Genomic DNA, 18,552 nt, shown 5'->3' with positions numbered 1-18,552 from the left:
CTCGGTCAGGGAACCCTGCGGGCGTGGGCCCATCCATCAACACCGACGTTAAGCGGTTGCCTGCCGGACCACTTCACCCCAGGACTGCCGGGCGAGTTCCCGGATATTGGCGAGGATTTCCGACGGCGGCCGGGACAGGTCCAGCGGGAACTCCACAATGTCGATATCGGCATTCAGGATGCGCCGCAGTTTGACCTCCCCCGCACCCGCGTAAACCAGCCAGGCGGTAGGGACGGCCAACGCGGTGCAGTGCGCCAGCATCTGGTAGTGGTCCGCGGTCAGGGAGGCCCCAAGGTCCGAGGCGGCCTTGTACTTGGCGTTGTACACCACCACCGGCCGCCCGCCCAGCAGGTGCACGGCGTCCGGCCGCACGGACAATCGGTCCGTGTCCCGCACGGCCTCGCTCAGGAGCGCGTTGTACTGGAGCCGGAGCTCCCCCGGGTACGCCGCCATCGCCTCCCGCAGGGCTTTGCCAACGAAGTCCTCAAACACCTGCGCCATGTCCACCACGAACGAGGCGGTCTGCTGCTTGCCTTCGCCGGCTTCCGCGGACGCGTTCCGCAGGACGAGCTCTGCGAGGCGGAGGACCGAGTGGTAGCGGACGTTCATCCGGCTGGCCGTCCACGGCGGCAGCGGAGCGCCCGCTGGAAGGCGCGTGACGGCGTCGAGCTTTCCCTTGAGCTGGCGCAGCCTGCTCAGCACCTCAGGCCGGACCCGCGGAATCTGGCCCATCCGCTCCAGGGCGGCACGCAGGATCCGGTTTTCGGCGATGTCCTCGCTGAACTCGTCGTAGGACACCTCCAGCGGCACCAGCATGCCGGGCCGGCGGGAAATCTGGTCCGAAATCCGGATCCGGCCCTTGACCGTCCGGAGCGACTCGTCCACGGTGCGGTAGCCCTGGAGGACACCGCGCCCCAGCGCCCGCTCGGCCAGTTGGCCCAGGGACTCAGCCAGCGCGCTCCACAGCTCCCGCTCCTCGACGGCCGCCACGGAGTCGGGGCGGAAACCCTGCTCACCCGCATAGCTGAGCAGGAACAGGAGCCGGCTGAGCCCCAGCCGGTCCTTGGGCCGGACGTCCAGCTGCACCGTGGGAGTCCGCACCGAGCCCACCTTGCCCACCGGCTCAATCCGGTAGAGCCCCATGCCCATCGGCGACGCTTTGGCCAGGCCGCTGGAGTTCAGGAAGGAAGCGCTGGCAGGGTCCAGCCGTTCCACGATGCCCCGGGACAGTTCGTCCAGCACCAGGTGCCGGACGGAAGCACGCGGGTCAGCGGCCTGCAAGGCGTTCCAGCAGCCTGTCCAGCCCGAAGCGCTCTTCGAGCTGCGCCCGGGTCAGCTGGCCGTGGTAGTGCTCCTCGAGCAGGGGCATCAGCTCGTACTTCCAGATCCGCCGCAGCCCGGCCGGGGTCTGGGCCGCCGGTTTCATGAAGTAGGACGGGCCGATCATGAGGTCCCGGTCCCACTCGTCAATGGCGCTGTTCAGGGCATCCAGCAGCAGCGCCGGGGTGGCATCCAGCTGGCGGGCTTCAAGGAACCGCAGGAGGGAACCCTTCACCGGTTCCGTCTGAGGGTGCAGTTCAATGAAGGCAAAACGGCGGCGGATAGCGGCATCCATCATGGCAATAGACCGGTCTGCCGTGTTCATGGTGCCAATAATGTACAGGTTGTCCGGCAGCGTAAACGGCTCGTTCGGGCTGTACTGCAGGTAGATCCGGTCATCGCGGTACTCCAGCAGGAAGTACAGCTCGCCGAACACCTTCGCCAGGTTGGCGCGGTTCATCTCGTCAATGATGAGGAAGTACGGCTTCTTCTCGTTGCCCGGCTTGGCGGCTTCCTCCGCCAGGCGGCGCAGCGGGCCGGCGACGAGTTTGAAGGACACCTGGCCCTCGTCCGTTTTGTCCGGCCGGTAGCCCTCGAAGAAGTCCTCGTAGGCGTAAGACGGGTGGAACTGGACCAGCTTGACCCGCTCGTCGGTGGTGTCGTCCGCGAGCTCGGCGGCGAGGTGCTTGGCCAGGTAGGTCTTGCCGGTGCCGGGCGGGCCGTACAGGACCAGCTGCCGGTTCTCCTCCAGCAGCTCTGCAATCTCCTGGAGCGGCTCGAGTTCCATGTGCAGCGAGTCAGCGAAGTCGCGGGTGAGCGGACGGAAGCCTTCCTGGACGGGAGGGACGACGGCGGCCGCTTCAGCGTCGCCGTCGGGCTCCGTTTCCGCTTCGGCGGGCAGCAGGCCCTGCAGGGCCTGGACCACCCGGGTCACGTCGACGACGATGCCCGGGGTGGCCAGCTGCCGCTGGACGTGCCGGGGAAGGCTGGTGGTGGTGTGGCCTTCGTCGAACCAGCGGACTTTCCGGCGGAGCCGCCGGTTGTCCTCATTGTGTTCGGGCTCGCCGAGCACCCCGCCCAGCCGCACCGTTCCGGCGTGCTGGTAAAGCACCAGGTCCCCGGGTTTCATCACGGTCAGGAAGGCAAAGACAGCCGTCTTGGTGTCTTCTCGTTCCACGTAGCCGAGGTGCTTGTAGTCCTCGTCCACCGCGTGCTGGACCACACCGGCGGTGACGCCCGGGCCCAGCAGGCGGAGATGTTCGACGTCGAGCGTCACCTTCTCCTCGTCCCGCCAGGGTGTGAGCAGTTCGGTGTTGTCGCTGTGCGTCCGGAGCAGCCATGCGCGCCGGCCGGGGTCGCCCACCTTGCGCCACTGGCTCACCAGCTGCCGGGCGTACCAGTCGATGCGTTGCCCGGCCTGTTCATCCAGGTGGAGGCGAATGCGGTGGATGTCTGCGGTGATGTCCTCCTCGGCGTCGCCCTTGGCGCCGCCCACCAGCGAGGCGAACGCGTCGCGGATCTCCTGGCGTTCCACGTCAGCCACCACAGGTTCGAAGTAGCTGGGCCAGGTGAGGAACTCGATGCTGCGGCGGATGGCGGGCTGGTCCCCCGGCGTAGCTGCGGCGAGCCGGTGGAAATCCAGCGGGTCCTGCAGCGCCGCGGCAATATCTGCGGTGGGCTGCTGGTCCACGTGCTGGACAAATCGGCACAGCCACTTCAGGTGGTCCCAAATGGTCCAGTTGAATTCTGCCGTCCGGTCGCGGATCACGCCGTGGTCCGTCAGCCCCTGGTAGAGCTCCTCCGGCAGCTCCAGCGGAGGCTCCAGCCAGGAAGCAGCCTCGGCCACCCGGGCACGCTTGACCTTCAGGGATTTCACCTCGTGGGCCAAGGGCAGCGACTGCAGGAACAGCAGCTCGACGGCCAACTGCTTGGCTTCCCTGGATGCGCCCTCGAGGTTCTGCCGAAGGTTGGTCATCATGGGGGCCTTCGGGTCCGGCGTGCCCAGCTCCAGCCTTTCCAGCAGCTCGGCCGCGGCCTCCGAAGTCCAGGTCACGGTGCGCCCATCCAGGGCGGACGGTTTGCCGAGGAGCCCCGGGCCAAGGACGAACCACGCCGCATCCTCAATTTCCTTCGAGATACCGAGGGCACGGGCGATGGCAGTCGTGGAAGCGGGGGTCATGGATTCAAATTTACAGGGTGAAACTGGACGGGCGCTCAGAGCGGCCGCGCGCCAGTCCGGTTGCGGATGGCTACATCACCGGTGTTGGCCTCTTCCGGCCGAAGGTGAAGTAGCCCACCGGGCCGATGAAGTTGATGAAGGACGCCGCCCGCCAGGCCGCCTTGGGACCATTGATCATTGCCGCGGGGCGCCTTGAGATGTCCCGCTGCGCTGCCACGAGCAGGGACAGGTTGACGATCCCCGTCAGAATGATGCCCGCCTTCGCGGTGGGGGACATTTCCTTCCAGGTCTTTTTCTTAGCCATGATGATCTGCTCCTTCGTCGGGGGTTATCAGTTTCCGATGCTGGGCTTTCCTGTGCAACGCATTTCTGCCGGGCGCCGGCTGCGGGCGTGTGCTCAAATCGTGAACGGGGCCATCCGTTCCTTCTGTTCGGCCGTAAGGCGCTGCACCCGCCCCGTGGCTTCGTCCACAAAAGCAAGGTGGCTGCTGGCCTTCACGCAGTCTTCCCGTGTCACGGGGTCCTGGAGCACGTAGTGGATATCGAAACTGGCGCCTTTCACCGCGCCGATCCACACCTGCACCACGGCCGGAACGTTCCGGTACTCCAACGTCCTGACGTAGCGGATTTTGTGGTCCACTACCAGCGCCATAGTGCCCTCGGGGACGTCATTGAACAGGGAGACGTGCGGTTCCACGCCGGGCAGGCCCGCACCGCGCGGCGTCCCGAAGGCCGCGATCCGGGCTTCCTCCAGCATCCGCACGATCTGGACGTTGTTGATGTGTCCGTAGGCGTCCATGTCGCCCCAGCGCATGGGGACCAGCACCTCGATCCGGCTGCCGCCGACTGCGTGCTGGGGCCCCAACTGCGCTGCGGCGTCCTCCTGCACCGGGGCCTCGTGCGCGCTCAGCTGTGCACCGCCGTCGAGTCATCCACCGACGCTTCCCCGGCGTCCGCGCCAGCGAACTGGGACATGTACAGCCGGTAGTAGGCGCCTTGCGCGGCGAGGAGGACTTTGTGGTTGCCCTGCTCCACGATTCTGCCGTTTTCCATCACCAGGATGGTGTCGGCGTCGCGGATGGTGGAGAGCCGGTGGGCGATCACGAAGCTGGTGCGGTCTGTCCGCAGTGCGGCCATGGCCTTCTGGACCAACAGCTCAGTGCGGGTGTCAACGGAGCTGGTGGCTTCATCGAGGATCAGCAGGGACGGGTTGGCCACGAACGCGCGGGCGATGGTGATGAGCTGTTTTTCCGCCGGCACTGACGTTGTTGCCTTCCTCGTCGATCACCGTGTCGTAGCCCTCCGGCAGGGCACGGACGAACCGGTCCACGAACGTGGCCTTGGCCGCGGCCATCACCTGTTCCTCAGTGGCGTCGAGGTTGCCGTACCGGATGTTGTCGTAGATCGACCCCCCGAACAGCCAGGCGTCCTGCAGCACCATGCCCACCTTGGAGCGGAGTTCGGACCGGCTCAGGTGGGTGATCTCCACCCCGTCCAGGGTGATGGACCCGGAGTTGAGCTCGTAGAAACGCATCACCAGGTTGACCAGGGTGGTCTTGCCTGCGCCGGTGGGCCCTACGATGGCCACCGTGTTTCCCGGCTCGGCGGTGAAGGACAGGTTCTCGATCAGCTTCTTGTCCTCCGTGTAGCTGAAGGTGACGTCCTTGAAGTCCACGTGCCCGTCGGTCTTCGCCGGAAGGTGCTCGGTGGCCGTCTCAACGTCCTGTTCATCGGCGTCCAGGAACTCGAACACGCGCTCGGAGGACGCGACGCCGGACTGGAGCATGTTGGCCATGCCCGCCATCTGGCCCAGCGGCTGGGTGAACTCCCGGGAGTACTGGATGAACGCCGTCGCGTCGCCCAGGGACATGGAGCCGGAAGCGACCCGGAGCCCGCCCACCACGGCGATGCCCACGTAGCTGAGGTAGGACACGAACTGCATCACCGGGAAGATGATGCCGGAGACGAACTGGGCCCCGAAGCTGGCCTTGTAGAGAGCCTCGTTGCGTTCCTCGAACCGTTCCAGCATGTCGGCGTCCCGGCCGAAGACCCGCACGAGGTCGTGCCCGGAGAAGGATTCCTCGATCTGCCCGTTAAGGGAGCCCGTGTTCTTCCACTGGGCGGCGAAAAGCTTCTGGCTGCGCGCGCCAATCATGCCCGCTGCCACGCCGGACAGCGGCAGCGCGATCAGGGCGATCAGGGCCAGCTGCCAGGAAACGATGAACATCATGACCACAATGCCGATGACTGTCAGAAGCGAGTTGATCAGCTGCGCGAACGCCTGCTGGAGGGCCTGCTGGACATTGTCAACATCGTTGGTGACCCGGGACAGGACGTCCCCGCGCTGACGGGTGTCGAAGTAGTTCAGGGGCAGCCGGTTCAGCTTCTTTTCGGTATCGTCCCGGAGCCGGCGGATCACCTTCATTACGATGCGGTTCAGGACGTAGCCTTGCAGCCACAGGAAGATGTTCGCCACGAAGTACATCAGCAGCACGATGGAAATGAGGACCGTGAGCTTCTGGAAGTTGATCCCGGTGCCCGGCACCAGCTCCATCCGGGACACCATGTCCGCGAAGTTGTCCTGGCCTTGCTTGCGCAGGCCGTCCACAAACTGTTCCTTGCCCGCCCCGGCGGGAAGCTGCTTGCCCACCACCCCGGCGAAGATTACGTCCATGGCCTGGCCCAGGATCCTGGGAGCAATGACGTTCAGGACCACGGAGATGAGCACCAGGCCCACCACGACGTAGATCCCCAGCGCCTCGGGCTTCAGCAGCCCGATCAGCCGCTTGGCGGAAGGCCAGAAGTGTTCGGCTTTTTTGGCCGGCATGCCGCCAAACATGTCGCCGTCGGCTTCAGAGGGCTTGAACTCCTCCTCGAAGAACTCCTCGTCCTCCAGCACGTCTTCCGTTGATCCGGCGTTGGGCTGCTCCTCAGCGGCTGTACCTTTCGCCTCGGCGGCGTCCTTCTTGCGGGCGCTCATGCCATTTCCTCCACGCTCAGCTGGGATTCAACAATTTCCTGGTAGGTGGGCGAGGTTTCCAAGAGTTCCTCGTGTGTTCCACGGTCCACGATCCGGCCGTTGTCCAGCACCAGGATCTGGTCCGCTTCTGTGATGGTGGAAATCCGCTGGGCCACAATGATGACGGTGGCATCGGCGGTGGTGTGCTTGAGTGCCGCCCGGAGCCGGGCGTCCGTGGCGACGTCCAGGGCGGAGAAGGAGTCGTCAAAGAGGTAGACCCGCGGTTTGGTCACCAGGGCCCGCGCGATGCAGAGGCGCTGCCTCTGCCCGCCGGAAACGTTGGTGCCGCCCTGCGAGATGCGGGAGTCCAGCCCGTTCTTCTTCTCCCGGACAAAGTCGGCTCCCTGCGCCACCTCAAGGGCGTTCCAGAGTTCCTGGTCCGTTGCCTCGGTCTTCCCGAAGCGCAGGTTGTGCTCGATGGTCCCGGAGAAGAGGTAGGGCCGCTGGGGCACCAGTGCCACCCGCCTGGTGATCTCGGCACGGTCCAGCCTGCTGACGGGCACACCGTCCAGCAGCACCTCCCCTTCAGCGGTGTCGTACAGGCGCGGCAGGAGCGACAGCAAGGACGTTTTGCCGGCACCCGTGGAACCGATGATGGCGATGGTCTGCCCCGGGCGGGCGGTGAAGCTGACGTTGCTCAGCACCGGCGCTTCGGCGCCCGGGTAGTTAAAGGTGACATTCCGGTATTCGACGACACCTTTGAGCGACGCAGGGGCTTCGGGCCGCTCGGGGTCATGGATGGAGGGTTCGACGTCGAGCACCTCGCCGATGCGGTCCGCGCACACGGACGCCCGGGGAATCATCATGGCCATAAAGGTGCCCATCATGACTGCCACCAGGATCTGCAGCAGGTATTGAAGGAACGCCGTGAGGGCGCCCACCTGCATGTCTCCCGAGTCCACACGCTGGCCGCCGAACCACAAAACCGCGGCGGTGGAAAGGTGCAGGATCATGCTGATGGCGGGGAACATCAGCACAAACAGGGAGCCGATCTTCAGCGAGACATCCGTCAGCTCCTTGTTGGCCCCGCCGAACCGTTCGGTTTCGTAGGGTTCGCGGACGAAGGCCCGCACCACCCGGATACCGATAATCTGCTCGCGCAGCACCCCGTTGATCCGGTCGATCTTTTTCTGCATGGACCGGAACAGCGGCATGAGCCGGACCACGAGGTATCCCACCACAACCGTCAGGAGAGGCACCGAAACCCACACAAGCCATGACAGGTTGATGTCCTCGCGCAACGCCATGATGATGCCGCCGACGCACATGATGGGCGTGGCCACCATGAAGTTCAGTCCCATCAGCATGAGCATCTGCACCTGCTGGACGTCGTTGGTGCCGCGGGTGATCAGCGTGGGGGCACCAAACGCGTTGACGTCCTTGGCCGAGAAGCTGGTGACTTTGCGGAATACCGCCCGCCGCAGGTCCCTGCCGAGCGCCATCGCAGCCTTGGAGCCGAAGTAGACGCCGGCAATCGCCGTACCCACCTGGACAAAAGCCACCAGCAGCATCACAGCACCCGTGCGCCAGATGAAGTCGGTATCCCCGCGGGATACGCCCTCGTCGATGATCCGGGCGTTCAGGCTGGGAAGGTAAAGGGCTGCGATGGTGGAGGCCAGCTGGAAGAAAATGACAGCCAGAATGTACGGCGCATACGGTTTTGAATAGCGCCGGATGAGGGTGAGGAGCATGGTTCCAACTCTAGTGTTGGCCACCGACAACGCGCCGACCGGGAAGCACATTTTCCTGTGGAATTGATTAATTCGGCTCCGGGCAACGCAAACCGCCGCCGGGCACGGTTGTTCCGGCCCGACGGCGGTTTAAGTAACCCTTAGTCCTGCGGCGTTTAGTCCCTGCCGCCCTTAGTCCTGGGGTGCTGTGGCGCTGTGCTTGCCGTGGCTGGCGATGTAGAGCGCGGCGGCGGCTTGGGACTTCCGTTCCTTAAGGAGCCTGCGCTTCAGCCGGCTGAGCTCAGCTGCCGTCGCGGCCTGCTGGGCTGCGACCTCGCGCTGGGACCGCAGCTGTTCCTGGATGTCCAGCACCAGCTTCCCCAGCTCCACCTGCTGCCGGGCCAGCAGGTGCTGGGTGTCCTGGAGCTTCTGCACTGTTTCGGCGGCGGTCGCCGCAGCCGTTGCAGCGGCGGCAGTGGCTGCGGCCCTGGCAGCAAAGCCCCCGGCTCCGCCGGCACCGTCCGCTGAAGGCGATTCGACGCGTCCGGCCCCACTGCCCCGGACCGGGTCCGCTCGCAGGCTGAGGGCAAAGGCCTCTTCAAGATCGTCCGTGGCGAGCATTGTGAAACCTGCCGCCGGCACACTGGAGGTGCCGTCGTCGTACGTCTTGCTGCCAGCACTCCCTGCACCGTTGCCGGCAACCGGACCTGCGCCCCTGCCGGACACGGCAGCCGATACCAAAGGCAGCTGCCCGGTCATGGCGGTCATGCCAGCTTCGCCAGCAGCGTTCGCCTGCAGATTGGCTTCGGGGGTCAGGTCCACGGTCCGGCGCAGCGGCTTTTCCTTGATGAACAGGACGGCGAGCAGGGCGACCACGCTCACCGCGGCGGAGATCATAAAGATTCCGGCGGTGGCGTCACCGTAGGCGGCGCGCATGACGTCGGCCACCGGGGCGGGCAGGTCCTTCAGGTCCAGCGTGGCACCGCTGTTCCCGGAGGCCTGGATGCCCAGCTTGGTGAGGCCGTCGGTGGCCAGGTCCTTGACGTGGTTGGCCATGACGGCACCGAGGACGGACACGCCGATGGCGCCGCCGACGGAGCGGAAGAAGGCAACGGAGGCACTGGCGGAACCGATGTCTGAAGCCTGGACAGTGTTCTGTACGGCCAGGACCAGGTTCTGCATCAGCATGCCAAGGCCGATGCCGAAGATCGCGGTGTAAAGGCCGGTCAGCCAGAGTTCAGTGGTGTGGTCCATGGTCCCGGCGAGCGCCAGGCCGCCGATCAGCAGGACGGTGCCGCCGATCAGGAAGCGCTTCCACTTGCCGTAGCGGCTGATGAGCTGGCCGGATACCACCGAGCCGACCAGGTTGCCGGCGATCATGGGGAGGGTCAGCAGCCCGGCTTCGGTGGGCGTGGCGCCGCGGGCCACCTGGTAGTACTGGCCCAGGAAGGTGGAGGACCCGAACATGGCTACGCCGACGGCTACGGAAGCGACGATGGCCAGGGCCGTGGTGCGCTCGGAGATGATCTTCAGCGGAATGATCGGCTGGGAGACCTTGGATTCAACCAGTACCAGCAGCGCGAGCAGGAGGACGCCGCCGCCCACCATCACTGCGGACTGCCAGGACCACCAGTCGTAGTAGTCGGCCTTACCGGCGAAGGAAACCCAGACCAGGAGCAGGCTCACGCCGCTGGTCAGCAGGACGGCTCCAACCCAGTCGATCTTGGCCGGGCGCTTGATGTGCGGCACCTTCAGCGTGACCTGGAGCAGGATCAGGGCCACGACGGCGAGCGGGACGCAGACGAAGAACGTCCAGCGCCAGCCCAGGGCGCTGTCCACGATGAAGCCGCCCAGCAGCGGGCCGCCAGCGGTGCCAACCGCCATAACCGCACCCATGTAGCCGGAGTACTTGCCGCGTTCGCGGGGCGGAATGATGGAGCCGATGATGGCCTGGGCAAGGGCGGTAAGTCCGCCCATCGCAATGCCCTGGATCACGCGGGCAGTCAGCAGGAACGGGATGTTCTCAGACAAACCTGCCATAACGGAGCCGGCCACAAAGATCACGATGCTGAGCTGGACCAGGAGCTTCTTGTCGAAGAGGTCGGCGAGCTTGCCCCAGATGGGCGTGGTTGCTGCGTTCGCGAGGAGCGCCGCCGTGATGACCCAGGCGAAGTCCGTCTGGGTGCCCTTGAGCTCGGACATGATGGTGGGCAGGGCGTTCGCCACGATGGTGCTGCTGAGGATCGCGGTGAAGAAGGCAGCCAGCAGCCCGGTCAGGGCCTCCATGATCTGCCGGTGGTTCATCGGGGCGCCGGGTTCGTGGCGTTTGGACTGCCGCGATTCCTGCTTCCCGGCTCGACCGCGCTCGTGCGGCGCGGTGGCGGTGACGTTAGCCATTAAGGGACTCCTCCAAGGTTTTGACTTCATTGGTGGCGCCGGCCGCCGTTGCCCGGGCTGATTTCTTGAGTGATTCGATGAGCCTGCGGAGGGATTTCGCCGTGTCTCCGGCGTCCTCCTCGCTCCAGTCCCGCAAGTAGTCCTGCAGGACCGCGGTCCGCTGCTCCTCGATGTTGCGGAGTTTTTCGGCTCCCAACGGCGTGAGGGCAACCAGCTGGGCCCGCCCGTCGTCGGGATCCTGCCGGCGGACCACCAGGCCATGCTCCTCCAGGTCCGCGATGTGGCGGCTGAGGACGGGCGCGCTGACTCCCAGCCGCTCAGCAAGCCGGGTGGCACGGGTTTCCCCCTCCCCCACGAATCGCAGCACCCCTTGAAGGGCCACTCCGGTGTCCTGCCCGCGCATGCTGGCGCTGGAGATGCACCGCACTGCGCGCTGGAGATCGAAGATTTGGTAGACAAGGTCCGCTGCTGTATCCGGTGCTACTGCCATTGCTTCGGCACTCCTTACTTGTTTGCCTGAAGCAACTATATCTTAACTTGGTTGCTTTGGGAAACTAAAGGAGGGGAAGCGGGAACGCCGAAGGGTCCCTGCTCCACAGTGGGAGCCGGGACCCTTCTTCGATATTGAGTTAAGGTCGTACTTTATTCAGGCAGGTGCGTGGGCGCGAACATTTTCAGGAGCGTTTCCACCACGACGACGTTGGGCCCGTCGGCGGCGAATCCCGCCTTGAGCGCCTCCCCCACGTCCTCGGGCGCCACTTTTGTGGCCGGCACACCGAAGGCTTCGGCAAGCTTGACGAAGCCGGGCCGTGCCAGCTCGGTGGCAGTCGCCTTGCCGAAGGCGCCCACCATGTATTCGCGCAGGATGCCGTAGCCGCCGTCGTCCACAATGAGCCAGGTGACCGGCACGTTGTGCTGCCTGGCGGTGGCAAGTTCGGAGATGGAGTACATCGACGAGCCGTCGCCGGAGACGGCGAGCACCCGGCCGGGCTTGCCCAGGGTTTCCAGACCTACTGCCGCGCCGATCGCTGCCGGGAAGCCGTAGCCGAGGCCGCCGGCACCCTGTGCCGAATGGAACTGCCCCTCGCGGGCGTCCCAGCAGCTCCAGCCCCAGTAGGCGGAGATTGTCATGTCCCAGAAGGTCTGCATGTCCGCCGGCACCGCTTCGCGGATATCTGCCATGAACTTCAGTTCTTTGGCCAGGTCCTGTGATTCCAGGCGTGCCCGGACCTTGGCCAGCGATTCCTGCACCAGGTGCTCCGGGGACACTCCGTGCCAGTTGGGCCCGGGATGTGAAGGCTCCAGGGCTTGGTCCAGGGCTGCCAGGGCCTGCCCGGCGTCGGCGCGGATGCCCAACCCGGGCCGGTTGGATTCCAGCACCCGGGGCTCGGCGTCAATCTGAATGATGCGCCCGCGCGGTTCGAAGGTGAAGTAGTTGGAGGTGACCTCGCCCAAGGATGAACCGATGACCACCAGGACGTCGGCATCCTCCAGCACATCGGTCATGTGGCGGTCCTCGATCCAGGACTGCAGCGACAGCTCGTGGCTCCACGGAAAGGCGCCATTGCCGCCCGGTGTGCAGATGACCGGGGCGCGAAGCTTCTCCGCAATGGACAGCAGGGACTTCTCCGCCCTGCCCCGGCGGGTTCCGCCGCCGGCGATGATCGCCGGCCGCTCGGCCGCCTGCAGCCATTTCACCGCTTCGCGGACCAGCTCAACGCGCGGCGGGTTGTCCGCCGCTTCCGCGACCGCATCCTCCACCGGCGGAACCATGATCGGATCGAGCAGGACGTTCTGCGGAATTTCGATCCACACCGGCCCCTGGGGCGAGGAGATCGCTTCGGTCCAGGCGTCCTGGATGGCAGACGGAATGCCGGACGCATGCTGGATCAGCCGCTGGCTCTTGGTGACGTTGGCGGCCGACGCCTTTTGGTCATCGAGCTGGTGCAGCATTCCCTTGCGCCGGGCGCCGAGGCCATCCAGCGGGATCTGGCTGGCCACCACCACCATCGGCACGCCGGTGGCGTAGGCTTCCTGCAGCCCGGCCAGGGACGTCAGGGCCCCGGGACCGGTGGAGAGGAACAGGACGCCCACCTCTCCGGTGGCGCGTGAGTAGCCGTCCGCGGCGAAGGCGGAATTGTTCTCCACCCGGGAGGAGACGAACTGCAGGTTGCCCCGGCCCATCGCGTCGAAAAGTCCCAGCGCGTGCTGCCCGGGAATGCCAAAGACGGTCTTGGCGCCCAGGGCTTCGAGGGTCTCGACGACGAGGTCCCCGCCGTTGCGGGCGCCTGTTCCTTTTGTGGGGGCTGCGGTCCCCGGATCGAAATCGATCACCCTGGCTACTCCTTGCCGGCAGCCGCGAAGCCTGCCGGGCGGCGGGCCTCATGGCCGAGGGCCTGGGCGGCGTAGCCGGTTTCGGCGCCGAAGCGGTCACCAGGTACGGCATTGTCGGCCATCAGGGTCACCAGTTCGTAGGCGACGTGGCTGGCAGCGACGCCGGTGATTTCAGCATGGTCGTAGGCGGGGGCGACCTCCACGATGTCGGCGCCCACCAGGTTCATGCCGCGGAAGCCCCGGATGATTTCGAGCAGTTCGCGGCTGGTGATGCCACCGGCTTCCGGGGTTCCGGTACCGGGAGCGTGGGCCGGGTCCAGGACGTCGATGTCCACCGAGATATACAGGGGACGATTGCCGATCCGGTCACGGACCTTGGCCACGGTTTCCAGGACGCCCTGGTAGTAGACGTCCGCCGAGGTAACGATACCGAACCCGAAGCGGTGATCGTCGTCGAGATCCTTTTTGCCGTACAGCGGGCCGCGGGTACCGATATGGCTGATGGCTTCGGTATCGAGGATGCCTTCCTCGACGGCGCGGCGGAACGGGGTGCCGTGGGTGTACTCGGCGCCGAAGTAGGTGTCCCAGGTGTCCAAGTGCGCGTCGAAGTGGAGCATGGCGACCGGTTCGCCGGCACGCTCGGCGGCAGCCCGGAGCAGGGGCAAGGCGATGGTGTGGTCACCGCCGAGGGTCACCAGCTTGCTGCCCGCCGCCGTCAAGTCCAGGGCGTTCTGCTGGATGGTTTCGATGGCTTCGTTGATATTGAACGGGTTGACCGCCATGTCCCCGGCGTCGGCCACCTGGATGTTTTCGAACGGGCTGACGTCCCATGCGGGATTGTAGGGGCGCAGCAGGCGGCTGGCTTCGCGGACGTGGTTTGCGCCAAAGCGGGCCCCCGGCCGGTAGGAGACGCCGGAGTCGAAGGGCACGCCCACCACGGTGACGTCAGCCTTATCCACCTGGTCAAGGCGCGGAAGGCGCGCGTAGGTGGCAGCCCCGGCGTAGCGGGGAATACGGGATGAATCGATGGGGCCAAGGTTGCCGTTGGCTTCGATGCGCAGCTCTTCCAATGGAGGCCTCTCCTTCGAGGAGTTGAGGGACTGATGTGACTGCCATCATACAGCTTGTTTTCATATGTGCACCACATGTTTACTAAAGATGCCTGTGCCCTGGCTAAGGGTCTTAACGGTGTGCTGGAGGACGTCGTACTGCACGGTTTGGGCGGCCTGCCGCCGCCCGGGTCCACCTCATTCTTGAGATTGACGGATTCGCGTCCCACTGGAAACGGGCGAACCGCTCAGGGACAGGGACCGGAACAACACATCAACCGTCAAGGGGTACGCCGTCATGGTCCGTGCGGGATAACGGCGGCGGAGCGCAGTTTCGGGCAGAGCGAACCAGGGTGGCCGCACGAACCGGGGAGGAACGCACAGAGGCGCACATCACCGGCTGGCGGCGGGGACCAGGACCCAGAGAACCTCGACGGGTTTGTCTGTGGGGTTGACCCAGGTGTGCGGCTCGCGGCCAGGGAAGGTGACGGTGTCCCCGGCGCTGAGGTCGTACTGCTCATTTGTGAGGATCAGCCGGATATTGCCCTTGATCACATGGAGCACGTCAACGTCGCAGTCCACGGCGTAGAGCTCAGACTCGCCGCGGCCGTGCGGCTCGATGCAGGCCTGGATGATCTGGATCCGCCGCTCTGAACGGGCTGTGAGCAACCGCTCGACAATGCCCTGCCCGCCGAGGGAGATCCGCGGCCCGTCGTTACGCTTGGTGAGGTGGGTTTCCGGCGCGGCAAACAGGTCTCCGATGGAAATCGACAGGACCTGGCACAGCGTCACTAGCGACGCGACCGACGGCGACGTCAGGTCGCGTTCCACCCGGCTGAGGAAGCCCTTGGTGAGCCCTGTGGCATCAGCAACCTGCTCGATGGTTAGCCTCTGGGACTGCCGTGCGGCCCGGATCCTGGAACCGATGGCAACGGGCACGTTGCTTGGCTCAACTGGCAGTGCCTTCATCTGCGTACCTTTCATGGCCGGCAGCCCGGCCCCGACTCTGGAGCAATACTAATGGCCAGCCGCTTCTGTGACGCGTCCATGGCGGGCGTGGTTTCCGGCACCGGTTTCCCCTTGACTGTTACCACGGTCACAGCCTACTCTTTGGAAAACATCTGTTGCCTATCAGGCAATAATCGAGAACCCACTCTCACCCCACCCTGCGCAGCGGTTTCCGGATTCCCGTCATCCCGGATGCCACCCCGGCTGCCACACAGCTCCAAGGAGTCCAACGTGGATGCAAGTGTCATCAACATCGCCATTGTGGTGGTGTACCTTCTCGCAATGCTGGCCTTCGGCTGGTGGGGCAAGTCCCGCACCCGGAACAACAGTGACTTCCTGGTAGCCGGCCGCCGCCTCGGCCCCTTCCTCTACACCGGCACCATGGCCGCCGTCGTCCTCGGCGGAGCCTCCACCGTTGGCGGGGTTGGCCTCGGCTACAAGTTCGGCATCTCCGGCATGTGGCTGGTGGTGGCCATCGGCTCGGGCGTCCTGCTGCTGAGCCTGCTCTTCGCCGGAACCATCCAGAAGCTGAAGATCTATACCGTCTCGCAAATGCTCACCCTGCGTTACGGCAGCAGGGCCACGGAGGCGTCGGGGATTGTGATGCTCGCTTATACGCTCATGCTGTGCGCCACGTCCACCGGCGCGTACGCCACCATTTTCGTGGTGCTGTTCGGCTGGGACCGGGCGATCGCCATCGCAGTCGGCGGCGCAATCGTGCTGGTTTACTCAACCGTCGGCGGCATGTGGTCCATCACCCTGGCGGACCAGGTGCAGTTCGTCATCAAGACCGTGGGCATCTTCTTCCTGATGCTCCCCTTCACCCTGAACGCCGCGGGCGGCTTCGACGGCATCCGCAGTCGCGTGGATGAGAGCTTCTTCCAGATCGACGGGATCGGCCTGCAGACCATCATCACCTACTTCGTGGTGTACACCCTGGGCCTGCTTATCGGCCAGGACATCTGGCAGCGGGTCTTCACGGCCAAGACTCCCGCGGTGGCCCGGTGGGGCGGCGCCACTGCCGGCATCTACTGCATCCTCTACGGTGTTGCCGGCGCCCTGATCGGCATGGCCGCGAGCGTGGCCCTGTCCGATATCAAGATCGCCGCCAAGGACGACGTCTACGCCGAGGTGGCCCAGAACCTGCTGCCCCTGGGCATCGGCGGACTGGTGCTCGCGGCAGCAGTGGCCGCAATGATGTCCACCGCCTCGGGCGCGCTGATCGCCGCCGCAACGGTGGCCCGGGCCGACGTCCTGCCGTTCGTGGCCAGCTGGTTCGGCAAGGACATCAACACGGAGGACAGCGACAACCCCGAGCATGACGTCAAAGCCAACCGCATCTGGGTCCTGGTCCTGGGCATCATTGCCATTGTCATCGCCATCATCACCAAGGACGTGGTCGCGGCCCTGACCATCGCCTACGACATCCTGGTGGGCGGACTCCTCGTGGCCATCCTCGGCGGCCTGGTGTGGAAGCGCGGCACGGGCGCCGCGGCCGCAGCTTCCATGGCTGTGGGTTCCGTGGTGACGCTGGGCACCATGATCATCCTGGAAATCAACGCCAAAGCGCCCCTGGACGGCATCTACGCCAACGAGCCCATCTACTACGGCCTGCTCGCCTCGGCCGTGGTCTACGTGGCAGTTTCCCTGCTGACGAAGCCCACCGATCCCGAGGTAATGCGGAACTGGCAGCGCCGCGTCTCCGGTCAGGAAGCACCGGAGGCTTCCCCGGAAGCAGTCCCCGCCGCCTAGGGCAGCTTCAAGGAAACTCACGACGGCGGCACCTCCTTTCGCTTCCCAGCGAAGGAAGGTGCCGTCGTCGTCCGTCTGGCTCAGTGGCGTTCTGCCCGGTGCCGCCCTATCTTTTTAGGCTGTTCTACTCGGTGCCGTTCTGTTCAGGTTCGCGGACCTCGTCAGGGTCCAGCGGGACCACCCGGTCCTCGGCATCAATCACTACCGGGGGCGACTGGACCACAGGCTCTTCCGCGTCCAGGAATTCATCCTCGGTGTCCCAGTCCTCTTCGCTGACGGGTATGTCTTCGGCGTAATCGTAGGCAGGATCGGCCTCTACGGAATCAAGGTGGGGCATGTCCGGGTGCTGTCCGGTGGTGTTCATTGTGCAACCTCCGTTTGTTCGCCGGTGACGTGCTCTTTCCTGTGGGCGCTGGCGGGCGCCACACTTTCATCACAGCACTGCAGGATGCCCCGGTCAAGGGTGGGCGGCCAGCTGCAGCAGCCCCCAAATTCAGCTGGATTTTGAGGGTTACCGAAACTCCGGAGTAAGGGAAGCCAGCCGAAAAACCGCGGAATTCCGCGGTAAGCTGGCTTGGCAATGGGGCCGCATCATGCCCGTCCAGCCCAGGAGTTTTCGTGTCTCAGCACGCCCATCCCAGCCATCACCACACCCCAGCCCTGGATGAGGCCCAGCCCACGCCGTCGGATATCCGCCGCTGGCGCCAGTACCTGGCCGACGAACGCGCCGAGGCCGCTGTCTACAGGGACCTCGCGCAAAACCGGCAGGGCGAAGAGCGGGACATCCTGCTTGCACTCGCAGAAGCAGAGGGCCGGCACGAGGAACACTGGCTCCGCCTTCTTGGTGAGCACGCAGGCAAACCGCGTCCGGCCTCCCTCCGCAGCCAGCTGCTGGGTTTCCTGGCCCGGCACTTCGGTTCGGTCTTCGTCCTCGCCCTGGCCCAGCGCGCCGAAGGCCGCTCCCCCTACGCCAAGGACCCCAACGCCACCGAGGCGATGGCTGCGGACGAGCAGATTCACGAGGAAGTGGTCCGCGGGCTTGCCACGCGCGGCCGCAACCGCCTGGCAGGCACGTTCCGCGCCGCCGTCTTCGGCGCGAACGACGGCCTGGTCAGCAACCTCTCCCTGGTGATGGGTATGGCGGCGTCCGGTGTGGCCAGCAGTGTGGTGCTGCTCAGCGGCATTGCCGGGCTGCTGGCCGGGGCGATGTCCATGGGTGCCGGTGAGTTCATCTCCGTCCGCTCCCAGCGCGAGCTCCTCGCAGCCACCCGCCCCACCCAAGTCACCCTGGCTGCGGCCCCAAAGCTGGATCTCGAGCATAACGAACTGCTGCTCGTTTACCTGGCCAGGGGCATGTCCCAGGAAGCGGCGCAGCACCGGGTGGCCGAACGCATGGGACTGCTGTCCTGCGACTGCGATCCGAGCCTTTCCCTTCATCCGGAGCTCCCAGACGACGAGGACCAGCACGAGGCCGTGGGCACGGCCTGGGGCGCGGCCCTGTCCAGCTTCTGCTTCTTTGCCTCCGGCGCCATCGTGCCCATCCTGCCGTTCCTGTTCGGGCTGACCGGAGTACCCGCGCTCGTAGTGGCGGGCGTGCTCGTGGGCGTGGCCCTGCTGGCCACCGGCGGCATTGTCGGCCTGCTCTCCGGAACATCACCCCTGACCCGCGGCCTGCGCCAGCTCGCGATCGGGCTGGGCGCCGCTGCGGTCACCTACCTGCTGGGGCTCGTCTTCGGCACTGTTGTTGGTTAGCACACCCGTTGGTCAGCACACCGGTTGGTTAACACAGCAGCCTTTGGCAGTAGGCTCCATTAGCAGCAGGAT

General features: G+C 65.5%; 13 protein-coding genes and 1 pseudogene. 2 read left to right on the top strand and 12 right to left on the bottom strand.

The window, feature by feature from the left end; translation table 11 throughout:
* Positions 1-48: 48 nt before the first annotated feature.
* The 11 genes and pseudogenes from QFZ36_RS17565 to QFZ36_RS17515 all read right to left on the bottom strand — a co-directional run bounded on the left by QFZ36_RS17565 (position 49) and on the right by QFZ36_RS17515 (position 14,937).
* Positions 49-1,281, bottom strand: a complete 1,233-nt coding sequence (locus QFZ36_RS17565) for a 5-methylcytosine restriction system specificity protein McrC (protein WP_306638284.1) — start codon at positions 1,279-1,281, stop codon at positions 49-51.
* The gene (locus QFZ36_RS17560) at positions 1,268-3,499 is read right to left on the bottom strand and encodes an McrB family protein (protein ID WP_306638283.1); all 2,232 of its coding nucleotides are present in this window, start codon (positions 3,497-3,499) and stop codon (positions 1,268-1,270) included. Before QFZ36_RS17560 ends, QFZ36_RS17565 begins: the two co-directional genes overlap by 14 nt.
* Before the next feature lie 70 nt (positions 3,500-3,569).
* The gene (locus tag QFZ36_RS17555) at positions 3,570-3,803 is read right to left on the bottom strand and encodes a PLDc N-terminal domain-containing protein (RefSeq protein WP_306638282.1); all 234 of its coding nucleotides are present in this window, start codon (positions 3,801-3,803) and stop codon (positions 3,570-3,572) included.
* A gap of 93 nt (positions 3,804-3,896) precedes the next feature.
* On the bottom strand, positions 3,897-4,313 hold the full coding sequence (locus tag QFZ36_RS17550) for an acyl-CoA thioesterase (protein ID WP_306639261.1): 417 nt from the start codon (positions 4,311-4,313) through the stop codon (positions 3,897-3,899).
* Between the two features lie 92 nt (positions 4,314-4,405).
* Positions 4,406-6,479, bottom strand: a pseudogene (locus QFZ36_RS17545) (ABC transporter ATP-binding protein).
* A complete protein-coding gene (locus QFZ36_RS17540) occupies positions 6,476-8,209 on the bottom strand; it encodes an ABC transporter ATP-binding protein (protein WP_306638280.1) in 1,734 nt (577 codons plus the stop codon). The pseudogene QFZ36_RS17545 and the gene QFZ36_RS17540 overlap by 4 nt, the downstream one beginning before the upstream one ends.
* Before the next feature lie 171 nt (positions 8,210-8,380).
* The gene (locus QFZ36_RS17535) at positions 8,381-10,585 is read right to left on the bottom strand and encodes an MDR family MFS transporter (RefSeq protein WP_306638278.1); all 2,205 of its coding nucleotides are present in this window, start codon (positions 10,583-10,585) and stop codon (positions 8,381-8,383) included.
* Complete coding sequence (locus QFZ36_RS17530; RefSeq protein ID WP_306638276.1) at positions 10,578-11,075, bottom strand: MarR family winged helix-turn-helix transcriptional regulator; 498 nt, start codon at positions 11,073-11,075, stop codon at positions 10,578-10,580. Before QFZ36_RS17530 ends, QFZ36_RS17535 begins: the two co-directional genes overlap by 8 nt.
* Positions 11,076-11,227: 152 nt before the next feature.
* On the bottom strand, positions 11,228-12,919 hold the full coding sequence (locus tag QFZ36_RS17525) for a thiamine pyrophosphate-binding protein (RefSeq protein ID WP_306638274.1): 1,692 nt from the start codon (positions 12,917-12,919) through the stop codon (positions 11,228-11,230).
* A gap of 5 nt (positions 12,920-12,924) precedes the next feature.
* Positions 12,925-13,989, bottom strand: coding sequence for an agmatinase (gene speB, locus QFZ36_RS17520; RefSeq protein ID WP_306638272.1), 1,065 nt, complete (start codon positions 13,987-13,989; stop codon positions 12,925-12,927).
* Positions 13,990-14,361: 372 nt separating this feature from the next.
* On the bottom strand, positions 14,362-14,937 hold the full coding sequence (locus QFZ36_RS17515) for a cupin domain-containing protein (RefSeq protein ID WP_306638270.1): 576 nt from the start codon (positions 14,935-14,937) through the stop codon (positions 14,362-14,364).
* Positions 14,938-15,207: 270 nt separating this feature from the next.
* On the opposite strand from QFZ36_RS17515, the gene QFZ36_RS17510 reads away from it, so the two are divergent.
* The gene (locus QFZ36_RS17510) at positions 15,208-16,728 is read left to right on the top strand and encodes a sodium:solute symporter (RefSeq protein WP_306638268.1); all 1,521 of its coding nucleotides are present in this window, start codon (positions 15,208-15,210) and stop codon (positions 16,726-16,728) included.
* 124 nt (positions 16,729-16,852) lie between these two features.
* Here the strand turns inward: QFZ36_RS17510 and QFZ36_RS17505 are convergent, their stop codons facing one another.
* Positions 16,853-17,092 carry a hypothetical protein gene (locus QFZ36_RS17505; protein WP_306638266.1) on the bottom strand — a complete coding sequence of 80 codons (240 nt, stop codon included), beginning with the start codon at positions 17,090-17,092 and terminating at the stop codon, positions 16,853-16,855.
* 254 nt (positions 17,093-17,346) lie between these two features.
* Between QFZ36_RS17505 and QFZ36_RS17500 the strand changes: the two genes are divergently transcribed.
* Positions 17,347-18,480 (top strand): VIT1/CCC1 transporter family protein, encoded by a 1,134-nt coding sequence (locus QFZ36_RS17500; protein WP_306638264.1) that lies wholly within the window; start codon positions 17,347-17,349, stop codon positions 18,478-18,480.
* Positions 18,481-18,552 lie beyond the last annotated feature (72 nt).

The organism is Pseudarthrobacter siccitolerans, assembly GCF_030823375.1.
In the GTDB taxonomy this organism is placed as follows: Bacteria; Actinomycetota; Actinomycetes; order Actinomycetales; family Micrococcaceae; genus Arthrobacter; species Arthrobacter siccitolerans_A.
The sequence above is the reverse complement of the archived record's forward strand: the minus strand, read 5'-3'. Positions and strand labels throughout refer to the sequence as shown.

Excerpts from the sequence above, each read along its gene's own strand:
- QFZ36_RS17560 (WP_306638283.1), bottom strand. The coding sequence starts at position 3,499 with ATGACCCCCGCTTCCACGACTGCCATCGCCCGTGCCCTCGGTATCTCG.
- QFZ36_RS17555 (WP_306638282.1), bottom strand. The coding sequence starts at position 3,803 with ATGGCTAAGAAAAAGACCTGGAAGGAAATGTCCCCCACCGCGAAGGCG.
- QFZ36_RS17550 (WP_306639261.1), bottom strand. The coding sequence starts at position 4,313 with ATGCGCTGGGGCGACATGGACGCCTACGGACACATCAACAACGTCCAG.
- QFZ36_RS17540 (WP_306638280.1), bottom strand. The coding sequence starts at position 8,209 with ATGCTCCTCACCCTCATCCGGCGCTATTCAAAACCGTATGCGCCGTAC.
- QFZ36_RS17535 (WP_306638278.1), bottom strand. The coding sequence starts at position 10,585 with ATGGCTAACGTCACCGCCACCGCGCCGCACGAGCGCGGTCGAGCCGGG.
- QFZ36_RS17530 (WP_306638276.1), bottom strand. The coding sequence starts at position 11,075 with ATGGCAGTAGCACCGGATACAGCAGCGGACCTTGTCTACCAAATCTTC.
- QFZ36_RS17515 (WP_306638270.1), bottom strand. The coding sequence starts at position 14,937 with ATGAAGGCACTGCCAGTTGAGCCAAGCAACGTGCCCGTTGCCATCGGT.
- QFZ36_RS17505 (WP_306638266.1), bottom strand. The coding sequence starts at position 17,092 with ATGAACACCACCGGACAGCACCCGGACATGCCCCACCTTGATTCCGTA.